15 protein-coding genes are annotated in these 16,927 nt (G+C 63.9%); 5 read left to right on the top strand and 10 right to left on the bottom strand.

Going from position 1 to position 16,927, the window contains the following annotated elements; genetic code table 11:
• Window positions 1–6: 6 nt before the first annotated feature.
• The gene (locus tag CH295_RS05885) at window positions 7–2,397 is read right to left on the bottom strand and encodes a phosphoketolase family protein (RefSeq protein ID WP_094740031.1); all 2,391 of its coding nucleotides are present in this window, start codon (window positions 2,395–2,397) and stop codon (window positions 7–9) included.
• Window positions 2,394–3,272 carry a universal stress protein gene (locus CH295_RS05880; protein ID WP_037194193.1) on the bottom strand — a complete coding sequence of 293 codons (879 nt, stop codon included), beginning with the start codon at window positions 3,270–3,272 and terminating at the stop codon, window positions 2,394–2,396. The genes CH295_RS05885 and CH295_RS05880 overlap by 4 nt, the downstream gene beginning before the upstream one ends.
• A gap of 151 nt (window positions 3,273–3,423) precedes the next feature.
• Between CH295_RS05880 and CH295_RS05875 the strand changes: the two genes are divergently transcribed.
• The 3 genes from CH295_RS05875 to CH295_RS05865 all read left to right on the top strand — a co-directional run bounded on the left by CH295_RS05875 (window position 3,424) and on the right by CH295_RS05865 (window position 5,951).
• The gene (locus CH295_RS05875) at window positions 3,424–3,819 is read left to right on the top strand and encodes a DUF6153 family protein (RefSeq protein WP_094740030.1); all 396 of its coding nucleotides are present in this window, start codon (window positions 3,424–3,426) and stop codon (window positions 3,817–3,819) included.
• An 82-nt stretch (window positions 3,820–3,901) separates the two neighbouring features.
• Window positions 3,902–4,519 (top strand): DUF305 domain-containing protein, encoded by a 618-nt coding sequence (locus CH295_RS05870; protein ID WP_094740295.1) that lies wholly within the window; start codon window positions 3,902–3,904, stop codon window positions 4,517–4,519.
• Between the two features lie 109 nt (window positions 4,520–4,628).
• Window positions 4,629–5,951, top strand: a complete 1,323-nt coding sequence (locus tag CH295_RS05865) for an NAD(P)/FAD-dependent oxidoreductase (protein WP_094740029.1) — start codon at window positions 4,629–4,631, stop codon at window positions 5,949–5,951.
• Between the two features lie 8 nt (window positions 5,952–5,959).
• Here CH295_RS05865 and CH295_RS05860 read toward each other — a convergent pair whose 3' ends face one another.
• From CH295_RS05860 to CH295_RS05835, 6 genes are read right to left on the bottom strand one after another with little or no spacing between them, the layout of a single operon-like run.
• Complete coding sequence (locus CH295_RS05860; RefSeq protein ID WP_094740028.1) at window positions 5,960–7,369, bottom strand: FAD-binding oxidoreductase; 1,410 nt, start codon at window positions 7,367–7,369, stop codon at window positions 5,960–5,962.
• Window positions 7,366–7,881, bottom strand: a complete 516-nt coding sequence (locus CH295_RS05855; RefSeq protein ID WP_252341922.1) for a gamma carbonic anhydrase family protein — start codon at window positions 7,879–7,881, stop codon at window positions 7,366–7,368. The genes CH295_RS05860 and CH295_RS05855 overlap by 4 nt, the downstream gene beginning before the upstream one ends.
• Before the next feature lie 23 nt (window positions 7,882–7,904).
• A complete protein-coding gene (locus CH295_RS05850; protein WP_032396117.1) occupies window positions 7,905–8,696 on the bottom strand; it encodes an SDR family NAD(P)-dependent oxidoreductase in 792 nt (263 codons plus the stop codon).
• Window positions 8,693–9,577: a PCC domain-containing protein gene (locus CH295_RS05845; protein WP_094740294.1), complete on the bottom strand. Its 885-nt coding sequence runs from the start codon at window positions 9,575–9,577 to the stop codon at window positions 8,693–8,695. Before CH295_RS05845 ends, CH295_RS05850 begins: the two co-directional genes overlap by 4 nt.
• Window positions 9,574–11,160 (bottom strand): AMP-binding protein, encoded by a 1,587-nt coding sequence (locus CH295_RS05840; protein ID WP_094740026.1) that lies wholly within the window; start codon window positions 11,158–11,160, stop codon window positions 9,574–9,576. The genes CH295_RS05845 and CH295_RS05840 overlap by 4 nt, the downstream gene beginning before the upstream one ends.
• Before the next feature lie 2 nt (window positions 11,161–11,162).
• Entirely contained in the window at window positions 11,163–12,332 is a 1,170-nt protein-coding gene (locus tag CH295_RS05835) for a thiolase domain-containing protein (RefSeq protein ID WP_094740293.1), read from the bottom strand.
• Window positions 12,333–12,577: 245 nt separating this feature from the next.
• Between CH295_RS05835 and CH295_RS05830 the strand changes: the two genes are divergently transcribed.
• Window positions 12,578–13,660: a zinc-dependent alcohol dehydrogenase gene (locus CH295_RS05830; protein WP_032396116.1), complete on the top strand. Its 1,083-nt coding sequence runs from the start codon at window positions 12,578–12,580 to the stop codon at window positions 13,658–13,660.
• Here the strand turns inward: CH295_RS05830 and CH295_RS05825 are convergent.
• Window positions 13,647–14,858, bottom strand: coding sequence for a PucR family transcriptional regulator (locus CH295_RS05825; RefSeq protein ID WP_094740025.1), 1,212 nt, complete (start codon window positions 14,856–14,858; stop codon window positions 13,647–13,649). The two genes, CH295_RS05830 and CH295_RS05825, sit on opposite strands and share 14 nt — an antisense overlap.
• Before the next feature lie 180 nt (window positions 14,859–15,038).
• Here CH295_RS05825 and CH295_RS05820 point away from each other — a divergent pair, with 180 nt between their 5' ends.
• A complete protein-coding gene (locus CH295_RS05820; protein ID WP_094740024.1) occupies window positions 15,039–16,385 on the top strand; it encodes an MFS transporter in 1,347 nt (448 codons plus the stop codon).
• Window positions 16,386–16,467: 82 nt separating this feature from the next.
• Here the strand turns inward: CH295_RS05820 and CH295_RS05815 are convergent, their stop codons facing one another.
• Entirely contained in the window at window positions 16,468–16,866 is a 399-nt protein-coding gene (locus CH295_RS05815; protein WP_037194198.1) for a hypothetical protein, read from the bottom strand.
• Window positions 16,867–16,927 lie beyond the last annotated feature (61 nt).

Genomic DNA, 16,927 nt, shown 5'->3' with positions numbered 1-16,927 from the left:
TCGCGGTCACGACCACCGCCATTGTCGAATCTCGGGAAGATCCTCGAAATGTTCCCGGATGTAGGCATCGTGCCGAACGAGTTGGTCCTGGCAGTGCTGCCGCAGTCGTTCGGCACCGGCCGGCGCAGTGCCCGCTCGGTCGAGTGCTGCGAGCGCGAGGTGATAGCGACTGATCTTGTTGAGCACCACCATGTCGAACGGTGTTGTCGTGGTGCCCTGTTCGATGAATCCACGAACATGGAACCGCTGGGCGTCGGGTCGGCCGTGCACCAGTTGGTGCACCGCGCGGGGATAGCCGTGGAACGCGAAGACCACATCGACCGAGGCGGTGAACAGATCGACGAACTGCTCGTCGGAGAATCCGTGCGGATGATCGACGACGGGAAGCAGCGCCATCAGATCGATGACGTTGACCACGCGGACCCTGAGCTCGGGAGTCCACGTGCGCAACAACTGTGCGGCAGCCAGGGTTTCCTCGGTCGGCACGTCGCCGGCACACGCCAGAACGATCTCGGGATCTTCCTCGGTATCGGTCTCCTCGGTGCCGGCCCAGTCCCAGCGGGACGCACCCGCCGCTGCATGCGCCCGTGCCTCGGGAAGCGTCAGATACTGCGGGTGACTCTGCTTGTCCACCACCAGGACGTTGACGTGACCTCGACTGCGGAAGCAATGATCGGCAACGGCGAGGAGGGTATTGGAATCCGGTGGTAGCCACACGCGCACCACGTCCGGTGCCAGAGGGATCACCGCGTCGATCAGTCCGGGACCCTGATGGCTGAATCCGTTGTGGTCGTTGCGCCAACACGTGCTGGTGAGCAGCACGTTGAGGGACGCCACCGGTGCTCGCCATGCGAGTGTGGCGGCGTGCTGAAGCCACTTGGTGTGCTGGATCAGCATCGACACACTCACCATGGCGAAGGCCTCGTAGCTCGCGAACAGGCCGTGTCGACCCGACAGCAGGTACGCCTCGAGCCAGCCCTCGCAGAGGTGCTCACTGAGCACCTCCATCACGCGGCCGTCGGGACCTAGACCGTCGTCGAACTCGGTGGTCGGCAGCTGCCAGCATCTGTCGGTGGCCTCGAACACGGCCTGCAGGCGGTTGCTCGCGGTCTCGTCGGGACAGAACAGACGAAAGTTGCCGCCACCGTGGGGCTGTGCGTTGTCGAGGTAGATATCGCGCATCATCTCCCCGAGCACGGTGGTCGTCTCGTGCGACGTGCGCCCCGGGGACTCGACCGTGAGCGCGTAGTTCTCGAGATCGCGAATCACGAGGGGCTGCAACAGAAGACCGCCGTTCGCATACGGAGTGGCACCTAGGCGTTCGGTGCCGGACGGAGCGAGCTCGCGGATGGAGTCGACCGGAGCACCGTTGTCGTCGAACAACGATCGGGGATCGTAGGAGAGGAGCCACTTCTCGAGCACAGCCAGATGCGCTGGGTTCTCGCGGACTCCCGACAGCGGCACCTGGTGCGCCCAATGTGTGCCTTCGATGAGCTTGCCGTCCACCTCGTGCGGTCCGGTCCAGCCCTTGGGGGTGCGTAGAACGACAGCGGGCCATGCGATGTCGTGTTGCGGTTCTCCGTTGCGGGCGGCGTGCTGGATTCTCTCGATCGCGTCGTGGGCTCGGGTGAGGGCAGAATGAAGCGCCGGGAACACCTCTCGTGGGTCGTCGCCCTCGACGAACAGTGGTGCCCACCCCTGGCCACTCAGGTAGTCCGCGATCGATCGATCGGTGGTGCGTCCGAGAACCGTTGGTCCGGAGATTTTTCCGTCGTTCAGATGCAGGATGGGCAACACGGCACCGTCGCGAATCGGGTTGAGAAAGGCCGGTATCTTCCACGAACCGGACAGCGGCCCGGTTTCGGCCTCGCCGTCCCCGACGACACAGGCGACGATCAGATCGGGATTGTCGAATGCTGCACCGGCGGCGTGGACGAGGGCGTAGCCCAGCTCACCGCCCTCGTGAATGCTGCCCGGCGTCTGGACACTGACGTGGCTCGGAATGCCTCCGGGAGTGGAGAATTGCCGACACAGACGGTGGACGCCCTCGTCGTCGAGCGAAATCTTCGGGTAGATCTCGCTGTAGGTTCCCTCGATGTAGGTGTTGGCCACCAATGCCGGACCGCCGTGGCCCGGACCGGTGACGTACAGCCAGTCCGAATGGGTTCGACGAATCACGCGATTGAGGAGGGTGTAGATCATCGACAGTCCGGGACTCGTGCCCCAGTGCCCGAGCAGCCTCGGCTTGATGTGCTCGGATTCCAGGGGTCGGCGCAGCAACACGTTGTCCTGCAGATAGATCTGCGCCACAGTGAGGTAGTTCGCCGCAGCCCAGTAGCGCAGGTCTGCGTCGAGGTCATCGGAGCTGTAACCGGTTTCGGTGGTGGGCGCGGTCATCGGTTCGTGGGGACGACGACGACGGGAACATCCACCGAATGCAACACCGCACGCGAGGTGGAACCGAGAAGCATCGATGTGAATCCACCGCGGCCGCGGCTTCCCACCACGATCAACTGCGCCGACTCGGATGCACGGACCAGCTCACGAACCGGCCTGTCCTGAACCACCACACGGTGGACGGTGACGTCCGGGTAGTCCTCCGACCAGCCGGCAAGGCTCTCCGCCAACGACGTTTTCTCGGCGAGTTCGGAATCGACCCACGGACCTTCGTCGTCGCGCGTCAACACACTGCCGAGCTCGAGGTCGCTCCAGGCGTGCACGGCGACGAGGTCGACGCCTCGAAGTGACGCTTCCTTCAGTGCGAATCCGATGGCAGGTTGGCTGTTGGCGGTGCAATCCACCCCGACGACGACCGGACCGTCGCTGACGGTATTCGATTTGATCACTGCAACAGGGCATTTCGCATGCGTGACAACTGCGGTACTGACCGACCCGATCAACCCGCCGGTGAACTCGCCGAGACCCCTCGACCCGACGACGATCATGGCGGGCGCGACGTCGAAGTGCGTCAGGTTCCGTGCAGCAGAGCCGTGTTCGAGGCGGGTGTCGAGAATCAGTGAATTGCCTGCTGCGGCCTTGTGCGCAACATCGACCGCGGTGGTCAGCACACGCTTGGCCTCGACATCCGGGTCGGAGAACGCACCGATCCGAAGGCTGATGGCATCCCCGTAGGTTCCCGGCGCGAACAGAGACGACGTGACCAACTCAAGCGGAGCGTGGCGTCGAACAGCCTCGCGTGTTGCCCAGCGGACCGCGTCGAGAGATGTTGCAGATCCGTCCACTCCGACGACTACCCGGCTCGATGCATTCATGACGAATTCCCGTCCATTGCCCCACGTGTGCAGATACATGACGAGCATGGCCCGGATGGGACCGTCGCCGACAGAGGCGGAAGTCCTTCGGTGCGGGGCGGAAGTCCCCGCTGACTACCCCTAGGGGGTATGTCTTGCTATCGTCGACGACATGCATTCAGTGATCCGACGCAGTCGCCCGGGCATTGCCTCGGCGACCGGATTGCTGATCGCACTGACCGTCTTCGGGGTGCTGCTGATGCACTCGGCGACACCGAGCACGTCGATGAGCAGCGAACACTCGGCCATGGCGTCGACGGCCCGCCACGATGATCCGGTACAGGTGGCGGCCGGTGACCACGACGGCCCGTCGGCACATCAGATGATGCATCCGTGCGCGGGAGCAACGGTGTCGTGGGCTGCACTGTCGGTCCCATCGGCGAGCGTCGGTTGCGTCCACTCGCCGATGTCGGAGGACGGTATCCGAGGGCGCACCGACTCCGTCTCGGAGCGTGCGCCGCCGTGGACCCTCTGGGAGCTGGACAGATCGGTGACCTTGCGAGTGTGACAGGGAGCCCGGTGGATGCACGACCACCGGCGGATCGGCATACCAAGATCCCTGTATTTCGCACTTGTTCAAGGAGATTCACATGCGTACAACACTCGTCGCGTCGCTGGCTGCCGCCACCGTGAGCGTGTTCCTCGTCGCCGGCTGCAGCAGCGACACTTCCGACATGCCGATGGACGGCCATTCGATGAGCGCGTCGAACTCGTCGTCGGTGCCATCTACCCAGGCCGACGCATCCGCTCAGTTCGATGATGCGGACGTTATGTTCGCTCGGATGATGTACCCGCATCATGCACAGGCAATCGAGATGGCGGCAATGGTCGAGGGTCGCACCGACAATCCGGACGTCGTGGCATTGGCGTCGGCGATCGAAGCCGCGCAGCAACCGGAAATGGAGCGGATGACCGCCTGGCTCGCCGAATGGGGTCAGCCGGCACCCTCGTCCGACATGGGCGAGATGGACCACGGCTCGGGCACAGGCATGATGACCCAACAGGACATGGACGCGTTGACTGCGGCCACCGGTCCCGAGTTCGACCGCCGATGGTTGACGATGATGATCGAGCACCACGAAGGCGCGATCGAGATGGCGAAGACCGAGATCGCCGACGGCTCGAACCCCGACGCGCAGGAGATGGCTCGCACCATCGTGGCCACGCAGCAACAGGAAATCGACACCATGCGGGCGTTGCTCGGCTGATCTGCATCGACGTCGAGTGCCGTACCCCCCGACCGGGGGTGCGGCACTCGAGTAGGCTCGAATATCGGAGAATCCATCTCCGCAGTTCGGTCCGAGGGAGAGCGTTCACATGGCACGTCCACGGGTTTTGGTCCTCGGCGGCGGATTCGGCGGACTTCATGCGGCCCGACGTCTGCGCAACGAGGACGTCGATGTGACCGTGCTCGAACGAGGAACCTCTCACGTCTTCCAGCCACTGCTCTACCAGTGCGCCACCGGTCTGGTGTCCGAGGGCTCGATCGCCAGTCCACTGCGACACCTGCTGCGCAAGCAGAAGAACGTGCACGTGGCATTGGGTGAAGCGACCTCGGTGACCGCAGTGGGCGACGGCTCGGCCGGCGACGGCGGAGTGGTGACCGCGAGCCGATTCGACGGCTCGACCTTCGAGCTGCCCTACGACTACCTCGTCGTCGCCGTCGGAATGCAGCAGGCGTACCACGGCCACGACGAATACGTGCAGTGGGCACCGGGCATGAAGACCCTCGACGACGCCCTTGCGATCAGGCGAAAGTTGATCTCCGCCTTCGAGATGGCCGAGTCTCTCCCCACCCCCGAGGAGCGCAGGCCGTGGCTCACCTTCGCGGTGGCCGGTGGAGGCCCGACCGGAGTCGAATTGGCCGGCCAGATAAGAGAACTCGCCACCAGAGCGTTGGCAAAGGAGTTCGATTCGATTCACCCGTCGGAAGCGCGAGTTCTGCTGTTCCACGGCGGCGACCGCGTACTCGAATCGTTCCCCGACTCGCTGACGAAGAAAGCGCAACGCACCCTCGATGCCGTCGGCGTGGAAACGCATCTCGGTGTGCACGTCACCGACGTCACGGCCACCGACGTCGAGGTCACGGCCAAGGCCGAACCCAAGACCGTCACACGCTACGACACCCACACCGTGCTGTGGACCGCAGGCGTGGAAGCTGTCCCGTTCGTGAAGCAACTCGCCGACGCCATGGGAGTGGAGCAGGACCGATCGGGACGCATCGCCGTGCAACCGGATCTCTCGATCCCCGGACACTCCAACGTCTTCGTCGTCGGAGACATCATGTCGCTGAACAAGCTTGCGGGAGTCGCCGAGGTGGCCATGCAGGGCGGCCGAGCGGCGGGCGCGGCAATCACAGCGGACCTATCCGATTCTGCGCGAAAGGATTTCAAGTACCGAGACCTCGGCACCGCTGCCTATATCGCCCGCGGACACGCACTGGTGCAGGCCGGGCCGCTGCGCATGTCCGGGTTCCTCGGCTGGGTCTCGTGGGGCGTCATCCACATCGCGTTCCTCGCCGGCAACCGCAATCGCGTCGGGACACTGATCAACTGGGCCGCAACCCTGGCCACCGGCACCCGACGCGAACGCGCCATCACCTACGGCGATCCCGAAACGGCGCGTAGGCCGTACAACTGAGACCGACGTCAGTCGCTGTAGGTGTCGACGGGTGGCCTCGACAGGAGTACGGCACCTGGGTTCAGGATTCCGGCCGGGTCGAGAGACTCTTTCAACGCCCGCTGCACCGAAATCGACACGTCATCGTGCTCGACAGTCAGCCACCTGCTCTTCAGCCTGCCCACACCGTGCTCACCGGTGATGGTTCCCCCGAGTGCGAGGGCGCGACGGGTGATCGCATCGAACGCGGACACCGCTGCGGCGCTACTGGCCGGATCGGCGGCGTCGTAGATGATGGTCGGATGCAGGTTGCCGTCGCCCGCGTGCCCGAAGACGCCGATGGTCAGATCGTGTTCGGCAGCAATCTCTTCCACTGAGGTGATCAGATCGGTGATGGCAGAGCAGGGAACAGCGACATCGTCCAGTAACCAGTCGCCGAGACGTTCGAGCGCAGGGAGTGCGAGTCGACGGGCTTCGAGCAGCATCGCCGCCTCCACGGGATCGGAGCCGACGACCACATCCTCGGCCCCGAACTCGGTACAGATGGACTCCAGCACGGTCATAACGGATTCGGCATCGGCGTCGTCGCTCTGAATCAGCAGTAGCGCTGCGGTGGTGTCGCCGATTCCCATCTTCGTCATCTCGTCGACTGCCTTCACCGTGGTGCGATCGAGGATTTCGAGCATCGATGGGGTGATTCCTGCGGAGGCAATCTTCGATACTGCCGAACCTGCCCCTTCGAGAGTGGGAAAGGCGGCGACAAGGGTGTGCGGGTCACGCGGTGCAGGCAATAACCGAACGGTGATCTCGGTGATAATGCCGAGGGTGCCTTCCGAGCCGATGAGTAGATGCGTCAGGTCATATCCCGCAACACCTTTCACGGTGCGCCGGCCAGTTCGTAGGACCCGCCCATCGGCCAGCACCACTTCGAGACCGAGGACAAAATCGCCGGTGACGCCGTACTTCACGCAGCACATTCCGCCCGCATTGGTCGCGACGTTACCGCCGATGGTGCTGAAGGTGACGCTGCCTGGATCCGGCGGATAGAACAGACCGGCCTCCGATGCCGTGGTGCGCAGATCGGAAGTGATGACCCCCGGTTCGACGACGGCGAGGCGGTTGACCCTATCCAGTTCACGTATTCGGGTCATCCTATGCAGACTCAGCACAACCGAGTGGGCAGAGGCGTTGGCTCCGCCGCTCAGTCCACTCCCTGCACCGCGTGGTATCACTGCGATCGAATGCTTGCTTGCTGCCGCCATGCAGGCCACGACATCAGCGGTGGTGCGAGGCATGAGCACCGCTGCCGGAACCTCGCTGTGGGTGAACTGGGACTGATCGCGGCCATACCCGGCCAAGATATCCGGGTCCACGACGACGATGTCGGCGGGCAGAGCATCGACGAGGGCTGCGATGTCGGTGGTTGCAGGAGCATTCATCGGAGATCCTCGACAGCTGCCCGATGTTCTCGAGCAAGTTCGACGTAGTGGTGGGCATTGGTGCCGTTCGCCTCAACAGTCTCTGCATCGAGCGTGCGCCGGATCTTGCCGGGAACACCCGCAACCAACGACCCCGCTGGAATCACTGTGTGCTCGGTGACCACAGCCCCTGCGGCGATCAACGACCCGGCACCGATGACGGCTCCGTTCATGATCACTGCACCCATTCCGACGAGGACGCCGTCCTCGACGGTGCAACCGTGCAGGATCGCACCGTGACCGACGGACACGCTGTTGCCGACAAGAACCGGCATTCCAGGGTCCGTGTGGATGACACAGTTGTCCTGAATATTGGTTCCTGCGCCGATGGTGATGGGTTCGGCGTCGGCGCGCAGCGAGGCTCCATACCAAACACTCGTGTTCTCCTCGAGTGTCACCGCGCCGACGACGGATGCGTTCGGGGCAATCCAGGACGACTGGGGGACAACAGGTCGCTTCGATCCGAGGGGCACAACAACACCTGTCTTCGGGGTGGTCACAGTGCCCGCACCGCCAATCCGCCGTCGACAGGCAAGCAGACACCATTGATGTAGGCCGATTCGTCCGAAGCGAGAAACACTGCGGCGTTCGCGACGTCCCACGGTGAGCCCATCCGGCCGGTCGGACTGCTGGCATGTCGAGCCGCCATTGCCTCGGCTGCAGCGTTCGGGTCCACCAATTGGCCTGTCACCAAGGGAGTATCGATCAGACCGGGGAGAACCGCGTTGACCCGGACGCCCTGGGCCGCATATTGCAGGGCCAGGGCGACGGTCAGCTGATTGACGGCCCCCTTCGTTGCGCTGTAACTCGGGTAGTTGAAGCCGGTGTAGCGAATGCTGGCGGTGGAGGAGACATTGACGATCGAGCCGCCGCCGTGCGCGAGCATCGCAGGCAGGACGTGCTTGCAGGTCAAAAAGACTCCGGTCATGTTGACGGCTACCGATCTGTTCCACTGTGCAAGATCGAGTTCGGTGATGTCTCCGACGCCCGCTGCGCCGACGTTGTTGTGCAACACGGTCGGTGGGCCCAGCGCCTCGATGGCCTCTGCCACCACCGATCGAACTTGCTGCTCGTCGGTCACATCGGCAACCAAAGCCACCGCGCTGCCTCCTGCGGCGGTGATCTCCGCGGCGGTCAACTGGGCTTCGGCGTGGTTGCGGTCGATAGCGGCAACGGTTGCACCTTCGCGGGCGAACGCAAGCGCAGCAGCGCGGCCGTTGCTCAACGCCGCGCCGCTCGAACCGGCACCGAACACCAGCGCAACCTTGCCTTCGAGTCGGCCGGTCATCCCGAGATCTCCTCAACCAGAAGCTCGAATGTCACCGCGACGAGATTGCCGCGCTCGGCGAGTTCGCCGGTGTGCACAGTCCCGTGGCGATCGATGGCGCAGACCGACACGTGCGCCTCGGAGAGCCGGTCACCGTCGACGCTCGCGTGGCCGGCGATAGTCACTTCCGTTGCCGGCCCGTCGGCGACAGCGGTGCCGTCGCCGCGAATCAGCGTGGCCCCGACAAGGCTGCCCAGGCTGCCGCGGACCGATGCGGTCTGCATTCCCGCGTCGATCATGACGCGTCGGATGGCGTCGTGTATTTCGACGCCTGGCCGGACGCGCGTCATGACAGCACGGTGAGAACTGCTGAGCGACACAGCTGTCGGCGACGGAGTGAACACCGGCATTGCGGTCTCGTCGTCCGCGCCGCTGGTGAGAGCAACCGAATCGAAAGCATGCACAATTGCCTCCACCGGAGTGGCACCGACGATAGTGTCCGGCCAGAGATGACCGCCGCGGAGGACACCGTCCGCGTCGAACCAAGCTGCATGGCAATGCATGAAGCGTTCGCCGTCCCGGCGACCTACCGTTGCACTCCCCGCGACGATGGTGGCAGGCGCTGCGGTCTCGAACGTCTCGCTGTACCAGGCTGCGCGGGAACCGTCGGCGCACAGTGCGGGGATGCAGTAGGAGACGCGGGACAATGGTCCACCGAGTAGTTCCACCTGCGCCGAATCGGCACCCAGGCGCGTCAGTGCCTCGTCGATCGCGTCGACAATGCGGCGGCCGGGAGTCAGCGACAACCGTTCGACCGCGGTCCCCGTGGTAACGGACTCGAGTCGTTGCGCCGCTTGTTCACCCGGGTGCACAAGCGGTTTCAGTACCGTGGAGGCGGTCATGATGCCGTCTCCAGGTTCTTCGCGTACGGGCCCCACTTCTGCTCGGCAAGTTCGTCACGAATCGTTCGCTTGACGATTTTGCCGTAACCGGACTTGGGCAGCGAGTCGCGGAACAGGATGTAGCGCGGAACCTTGTAGCGAGCCATTCGCTCACCGAGCCAGGCTGTGAGTTCCTCGGCCGTCACTGTTCTGTCGGTGCTCCGAACACACACTGCAACACCGACTTCACCCCACTTCGGGTCCGGTACACCGAGCACCGCGACCTCGTCGATCGCGTCATGGGTGAGGATCTTCTCCTCGATGTCGCGCGGGTGAATGTTGGAACCACCCGAGATGAACATGTCCGACGACCGGCCGGTGACGTACACGAACCCGCCCGTATCCATGACGCCGAGGTCGCCGGTACGAAACCAACCGTCCCTGAATGCCTTTGCGTTCGCCTCGTCGTTGTCGAGGTAACCGGCGAAGACGGCGGGTCCGGCGACACACAGTTCACCGATGTCGCCGGGCGGAACCTCGTGACCGGTTTCGTCCTGGACACTGACCAGCATGCCGGTACGCGGATAACCGCATGTGGACGCGGCGAGCCCGGCGGGTATTGGCCGTCCGTGCTCGGCACTGGGGAGGACGGTGATGTTGCCGGTCACCTCGGCGAGGCCGTAATACTGAACCAGGACCTCGCCGAGTACCGCGCGCGCTCGCTGCTGATCCGGGGCGTACATCGGAGCGCCGGCGTAGATCACATGCTTGAGCGAAGAATGGTCGTGCCGGTCCACTGCAGCGTCGTCGACGAGAACCTTCAGAATCGTCGGCACGGTGAACATGTTGGTCACCCGCTCCGATTCGACCAGGCTCCACACGTCTTCGGGAACCAGGCTGGCCGACGAAGGCAGAACCGTCGCGGCACCGCGTGCAACCTGCGGCAACATGTGCACACCTGCTCCGTGGGACAGCGGCGCGACGACGAGTGATACGTCGTGGCGGTCGGTGGTCGGCATCAGATCTGCGAGGTGATTGTTGATGACGAAACCGAGCTGATCGTGCGTCAGAATTGCGGCCTTCGGGGTGCCACTGGTGCCGGATGTGAAGAAGTACCAGGCCGGATCTCCCTCCCAGGTGGCCAGGGTTTCGGGCACCGTCGTCGACGACGTGATGTCGGCGACGGAGTCGGCATTCTCGCTCTCGATCCACAGGACTCCCGCGGGCAGACCGTGCGCGGCCTGGACTGCATCGACGTGCGAGGCGGTCGACGCATGTCCGATCATCACACTGGGCCTGCACACCTCCGCAATGACCACGACGTCGTCATCATGCAGCCGCGAATTGACCGGTGCGAGAACAGCACCCACGCGCCACGTTGCGAACATAGCTTGGATGAACTCGGGATGGTTGGGGCTGTCGAGCATGACGACATCGCCCTTCTGGACGTCACGGCGCTGCAGATCTGCGGCCAATGCGTCGACACGTCGATCCAGATCCTGCCAGGTCCACCTCGTGGTGCCGTGCACGACGGCGGTACTGCCGGGGAGGCGCCGAGCGGTTTGCTTCAATATCTCTGCCAGATTCGCAGCACGTCTCGGCATGCTCATCGGACTCCCTCCAGAACGGTGGCGTAGTTCGCGACTGCTGCTCCGCCCATATTGAAGACCGCGGCCCGATGCGCGTTTGGCAACTGCATGTCTCCGGCCTCGCCGGTCAATTGCATTGCCGCCATGACGTGTTGGGACACGCCCGTAGCCCCGAGTGGATGCCCCTTCGCCTTCAGGCCGCCGGATCGATTGACCGGCAGCAGCCCGTCGGCCTCGGTGCGGCCCTCGGTCAACACCTCGCCACCCTTACCGGGCTCGGCAAGTCCGAATGCCTCATATTGCAGAAGCTCCGCGATAGTGAAGCAGTCGTGCGTCTCGATCAGGTCCAGCTCCGCGAGGGTGACCCCAGCGGCGGCGAGGGCTCCGCGGAATGCGCGGGCACCACCGTCGAACGCAAGCACGTCATTGCGTCGGGCCAACGCGAGGTGATCGTTGGCTTGATGACGACTGAGAATGCGGACCGAACGGCGCGAAGTGCTAGCAACTTCCGGCAACGCGACGACCATGGCGGCGGCACCGTCGGACACCAGGGAACAGTCGGTACGCAGTAGCCTGCCCACGACAGCAGGGTTCTTGTCCGACGGTGCCGCGCAGAAATCGAACCCGAGATCGCGTCGTAGATGCGCGTAGGGGTTGTCTACACCGTTGCGGTGGTTCTTGGCTGCGATGCGGGACATCGCCTCCCGCGGATCACCGTAGCGGTCGGCGTATTCATCGGCGAGAGAGGCGAATACACCAGCAAAGCTGCCCATGTGCTCCTCGGTTGCCCGATGAGAACCAGAAAGGAGAATGTCGTTGATGGCGTCGTTCGAGGTGGCCGTCATCTTCTCGGCACCCACGATCAACGCGACTCGGCCTCGCCCTGCCTGCAGATAGTCGAGTCCCGTGTAGAGGGCGGCGCTGCCGGTGGAGCACGCATTCTCCACGTGCACAGCAGGAACGAGAGCCAGATCGGGCTGACCGGCACCGACGAGTGCGCCCTCGAAACCCTGCCTGGAGAAGCCGTTGTTGAACACGCCGACAGTGATGATGTCGACGTCCGCGGCGTCGAGTCCCGCGTCGGCGAGAGCGCTGACTGACACCTCGGCGATCAGCGACTCGACGTCCGGGCTCTCACTTTTCCCGAATCGGGTATGTGCCCAGCCGATGATGTGCGGTGCGCTCACGTCTGTCCTCTCGTCATGTCGCGTGAGGCGGATCACGTCCCCACGCCCTGTCATGGTCGTCGTATGCCACGTTGCGTTGCACCGTCGCAGGACGAGAGGACTTGCAGCGAATTCCTCTCGTTGTCGAATGCCGCTGTTGCGACAGCGGGAGGAAAGCTGGACTCGTTTCCCCTCTCTCGGCTCGATGATCGGGAACGGCTGTCGCAACAGACTGAGTGCACATCGACACAGAATGAGGAGCTGACGTGCGCGCAGTGCTCAAGACCGAACCTGCTCCGGGCTTCGACCTGGTGAACGACTACCGCGAGCAGGACCTGGAGCGTGGACACGTTCGCATCGAAGTCGGTGCAGTATCGGTGTGCGGAACCGACCGCGAGACGTACGAGTACGGCCCGGCAGTCCGCGACCTCGGCTTGCGGTTGCCGGTGGTGACGGGGCACGAATGCGCAGGCACCGTGATCGAGGTTGCCCCCGACGTATCCACATTGCGCGTCGGAGATCGCGTTGCTGTCGAGACTCACGTCGCGTGCTCGGACTGCTACCAGTGCGCACTCGGTAATGCCCACAATTGCCTGCGGATGGACCTGCTCGGTCTGACGATGGACGGCGCATTCGCCGAGCGAGTGGTACTCCCGGCGTCGACGTGCTTCCGACTACCGGACGAGCTGACACTCGAAACGGCTGCCCTCCTCGAACCTGCGGGGAGCGCGATGCACGCTGTGCAACGGAGCGGGCTGAACCTGGACGGCGCGCACGTCCTGGTCAGTGGTGCCGGGCCCGTCGGTCTGGCCGCGCTGCAGATTGCTCGCGCGAAGGGAGCCGAAGTGCTTGTGGTCGAACCGAACTCGCACCGCGCCGCAATGGCAGTCGAACTTGGTGGATCGCTGGTGGCGTCGGGTGAACACCTTGTGGAGCGGGTGTGGGAAAGGACCGGCGCGGCGCAAGGCGTCGACTTGGTTCTCGAATGTTCCGGAGCCCTCCCTGCGCTTGCGGCTGGATTCGACGTCGTCCGCCGTGAGGGCACCATCGTGAGCGTCGGGTTGACCAACCGACCTCTCGAACTGAACGCGACACGGCAGTTGATCAGCCGGGGACTGACCCTGCGCGGCAGTTTCGGTCGTCGGATCTGGGATTCGTGGACGGAACTTGCCGGCCTCGTGGCATCGGGAAGCGTTGATCTTTCTCGTCTGGTCTCGCACCGCATGGAACTCGAAGATGTGGAAACGGCGATCGGGATGCTGTCCGGTGACGCATGCAAAGTGGTCCTCTATCCGCAGGGAGTGCCGGCGGAGCTTCGAGATTCGGCCGTGTCGCTCAACGCCCTTTGAAGGGCGGGAACGGATCGAATCCCTCGGCTCTCATGGCGTCGGCGACGCGTAATCCGAGGTGCAGGTGCAGACGAACGGTGCCGTCGTCGAGGTCGATGTCGACCGCGTCGCGGATGCGGTCGAGTCGGTAGTACAACGTGGTTCGGTGAATGAAGAGGGCCTCCGCGGCTCCCGGGCCGGATCCAGCGTGGTCGAGGAAAGCCCGCAACGTATCGAGCAATCGGCCGGACGGGTCCACCTCGGCGAGGCGGCGTAGTTCCTGTGGAACCGCGGTGATGTCGAATTCCTGTGTCGGGATCCTGGCCAGCACGCCGAGGACCCCGGCACGTTCCCAGCTGACGACCGAGTCCTCACCGAATCGGCGCGCGATTGTGGCTGCGAGGCCGGCCTGCCGTGCGGACAACCACGCCTCGTTCATCGCAGGTACGAGCGCCCCGATTCCGGCTTCGACACTCGTGCCGCGGCCCGCCACGTCTGCTGCGTCGCGCACCATCGTTCGGGCCTCGGCGACGACGGTGTCCAGGTCGCGTGCGGCAGTCGCCAGGTACACGAGATGCCCGGCGGCACCGTCCACACTGTGCAGCGCATCGCCGCGACTGCGGGAACGAGCGGCGACCAGTGCATGCCGCAGCGCGATCGCAGTCAGGTCGTTGTCCTTACCCTGCCGCAAGGCCAGGGTGACTACGCGTACACCTCCGGGTATGACAGCCAGTTCCGCGAGGGCACCCTCGCGCGCGGACTCCTCAGGCCCGAGTGCCGCAGTCACCAGGGCCTCGGAACGACCCGAATCGAGTGGCATTCGGTCTGCCACCATCAACGGGGCGACCTCGTTCGCCACCTCACCGATTCGAGCCAGATCGGCATCGGTGACAGTTTTCTCGGCATCGATCACAAGGATCATGCCCAGTGTCTCGCCGCGCCAGCGAATGGGCACGCCTGCACGGGCGTGAAGACCGAGCGCTTCGGACCCGTCGATCCTGCCGGGCTTGGTCCATTGACCGATGCCGCTGGACAGCAGAAAACCGATGGCCTCGCTGCCTGCATCGCGGTTCAGAATAGCTCTGATCCGAACGGGGTCCTCATCGCCGAAGTGGCGGCTGGCGAACAGCATTCGTACTTCGGGGTCGTTGACGACGACCGATCTGCCGAGCTCATCGGCGAAGCGGTCGACCACAGCTTGGACGCTGTCTCTCGACATGGGCCGAGCGTACGCGTGGTGAATTCGGCTCGAAGGGGCCCTATACGGTGCGTTCGACAAAGAGAGGAAACTAGGAGCTCGAGGTTCGTCAGTAAACGGTCGTGACTCAGGTCACTGCGGGAGCACAGTGTGTGAGCCCGCCTCATGTGGTGGGTCTCGGATCGAAGACTGGAGCGATAGATGACGTCACGCACCCACCTGCCCGGCGCTGCGACGCCGGACAACGAGATGGCCAACCGCGTGATGCGCAAAGTCGCACTGCGCCTGATTCCGTTTCTCGGGCTCGCCTATTTCCTGAACTACATCGACCGGACGAACATCTCGTTCGCCAAGTTGACGATGAGTGAGGATCTCGGCCTGACCGAGACAATGTACGGACTCGCCAGCGGCTTGTTCTTCGTCGGATACATCCTGTTGGAAGTGCCGAGCAACCTGGCTCTGCACAAGTTCGGTGCGCGTCGTTGGATTGCTCGAATCCTGGTGTCTTGGGGACTTATTGCGGCGCTGATGGCATTTGTACCCAACGCGACCTGGCTGAACATCGCCCGCGTTGCGCTCGGTATCGCCGAGGCCGGCTTCTTCCCCGGCATCATGCTTTACCTGACGTTCTGGTTCCCCAGGGCAGTGCGAGTCCGACTCGTAGGCGTGTTCATGGTTGCGCTACCACTGTCCAGCGCGTTCGGTGCACCGATTTCCGCGGCGATCATCCAGTACTGGCACGGGCTGTTCGGCCTGGAGGGATGGCGAGTGATGTTCCTCGTCGAAGGCATCCCCACGATCCTGCTCGGCATCGCGGCATGGTTCTATCTCACCGACCGGCCGCGTGAAGCCAAGTGGCTGAACGCGGATGAACGTAGCTGGCTCGACAAGCGTATGAACTCCGAGCACTCCGAAAAGGCCGAGTCCGGCCACGGGTCCGTTCGTGATTCACTGCGTAACCCGACGGTGTGGCTACTCGGCGTGACGTACTTCGGCATCGGCTACGGGTTGTTCGCGATCAGCTTCTTCCTGCCGACAATCGTCGCCGGATTTGCCGAGCAGTTCAACACCACCTTCTCGATCGCCGAGAACGGAATGATCGTAGCGGTGCCGTTCTTCATCGCCTCGGTTGCGATGATCCTGTGGTCCAGACGATCCGACCGCCGCAAAGAGCGGATGTGGCACCTCATTGCCCCGACTGCCCTTGCTGCAGTGAGTGTTCCGATCGCGATGTACATGAGCTCGCCGTTCCTCACCATGGTGTTCATCACGCTTACCGCAGTGGGAATCTTCTCCGCGCTGCCGATCTTCTGGTACTTGCCGACGACCTTCCTCACCGGGGCTGGAGCCGCAGCGGGCATCGCGCTGGTGAACACCATAGGTGCATCGGCCGGACTGGCGGCGCCCTACATGACGGGCTGGCTGCTCGACACCACCGGAACCTCGAAAGCGGGCCTGTGGGTAGTGGGCGCTTTCATGGCCATGGCGGTGGGACTGCTGTTCGTGGTACAGGCTCGACTGCGCAAACTCGATCGAGAACTGGTGTAAGTGTGTTGTAGTAATTCCGGTGTTGGCCCGACCGCAATCATGTTCGGGCCCAAACCGGTTGATTGGTTCAGTCGGCTGCGAATCAGCCGATGCCGGGGATGAAGCCGGGGTAGACGAAGTGCCCGGGACCGCCGCCGGGCAGCAGCTGGCCCGTCGAACCCGGATAGTTCATGTTCAGCAGAATCAGCTTGTGCGGGTTGCCATTCGAATCGGCCTGCCAGCAGGAGCCGAGCACGCCGTGAAATCCGGTGCACACGATGCGGGTGCTGTTGCCGTAGGGGGACGTCAATCTGTTCTCGCTGACGAAGGGGTTCCAGTAGTCCGGGTCCTGAGGCGTGAGGAACAGTCCGGTGACGTCCTGTGGAGCAGACGGACTCGGATACGGCGGCGGAGTAGGCCACTCGTCGGCGGCGGCCGTTCCCATGCCGAGGGCGGCGGCACCTGCAATGACGCAAGCAATGACGGCGGTGCGACGAAACATCTCGATCGACTCCTTCGCGGGGCGGGCACCCAATAGACCACAGACACTCGTCTCGTGGGAA

Source organism: Rhodococcus sp. 14-2483-1-2 (genome assembly GCF_002259405.1).
GTDB lineage: Bacteria > Actinomycetota > Actinomycetes > Mycobacteriales > Mycobacteriaceae > Rhodococcoides.
This window is presented reverse-complemented; position numbering and strand designations above follow the sequence as displayed.

Coding starts and splice junctions, on each gene's coding strand:
- CH295_RS05885 (WP_094740031.1), bottom strand. CDS start 2,397: ATGACCGCGCCCACCACCGAAACCGGTTACAGCTCCGATGACCTCGAC.
- CH295_RS05880 (WP_037194193.1), bottom strand. CDS start 3,272: ATGAATGCATCGAGCCGGGTAGTCGTCGGAGTGGACGGATCTGCAACA.
- CH295_RS05875 (WP_094740030.1), top strand. CDS start 3,424: ATGCATTCAGTGATCCGACGCAGTCGCCCGGGCATTGCCTCGGCGACC.
- CH295_RS05870 (WP_094740295.1), top strand. CDS start 3,902: ATGCGTACAACACTCGTCGCGTCGCTGGCTGCCGCCACCGTGAGCGTG.
- CH295_RS05865 (WP_094740029.1), top strand. CDS start 4,629: ATGGCACGTCCACGGGTTTTGGTCCTCGGCGGCGGATTCGGCGGACTT.
- CH295_RS05860 (WP_094740028.1), bottom strand. CDS start 7,369: ATGAATGCTCCTGCAACCACCGACATCGCAGCCCTCGTCGATGCTCTG.
- CH295_RS05850 (WP_032396117.1), bottom strand. CDS start 8,696: ATGACCGGCCGACTCGAAGGCAAGGTTGCGCTGGTGTTCGGTGCCGGT.
- CH295_RS05845 (WP_094740294.1), bottom strand. CDS start 9,577: ATGACCGCCTCCACGGTACTGAAACCGCTTGTGCACCCGGGTGAACAA.
- CH295_RS05840 (WP_094740026.1), bottom strand. CDS start 11,160: ATGCCGAGACGTGCTGCGAATCTGGCAGAGATATTGAAGCAAACCGCT.
- CH295_RS05825 (WP_094740025.1), bottom strand. CDS start 14,858: ATGTCGAGAGACAGCGTCCAAGCTGTGGTCGACCGCTTCGCCGATGAG.
- CH295_RS05820 (WP_094740024.1), top strand. CDS start 15,039: ATGACGTCACGCACCCACCTGCCCGGCGCTGCGACGCCGGACAACGAG.
- CH295_RS05815 (WP_037194198.1), bottom strand. CDS start 16,866: ATGTTTCGTCGCACCGCCGTCATTGCTTGCGTCATTGCAGGTGCCGCC.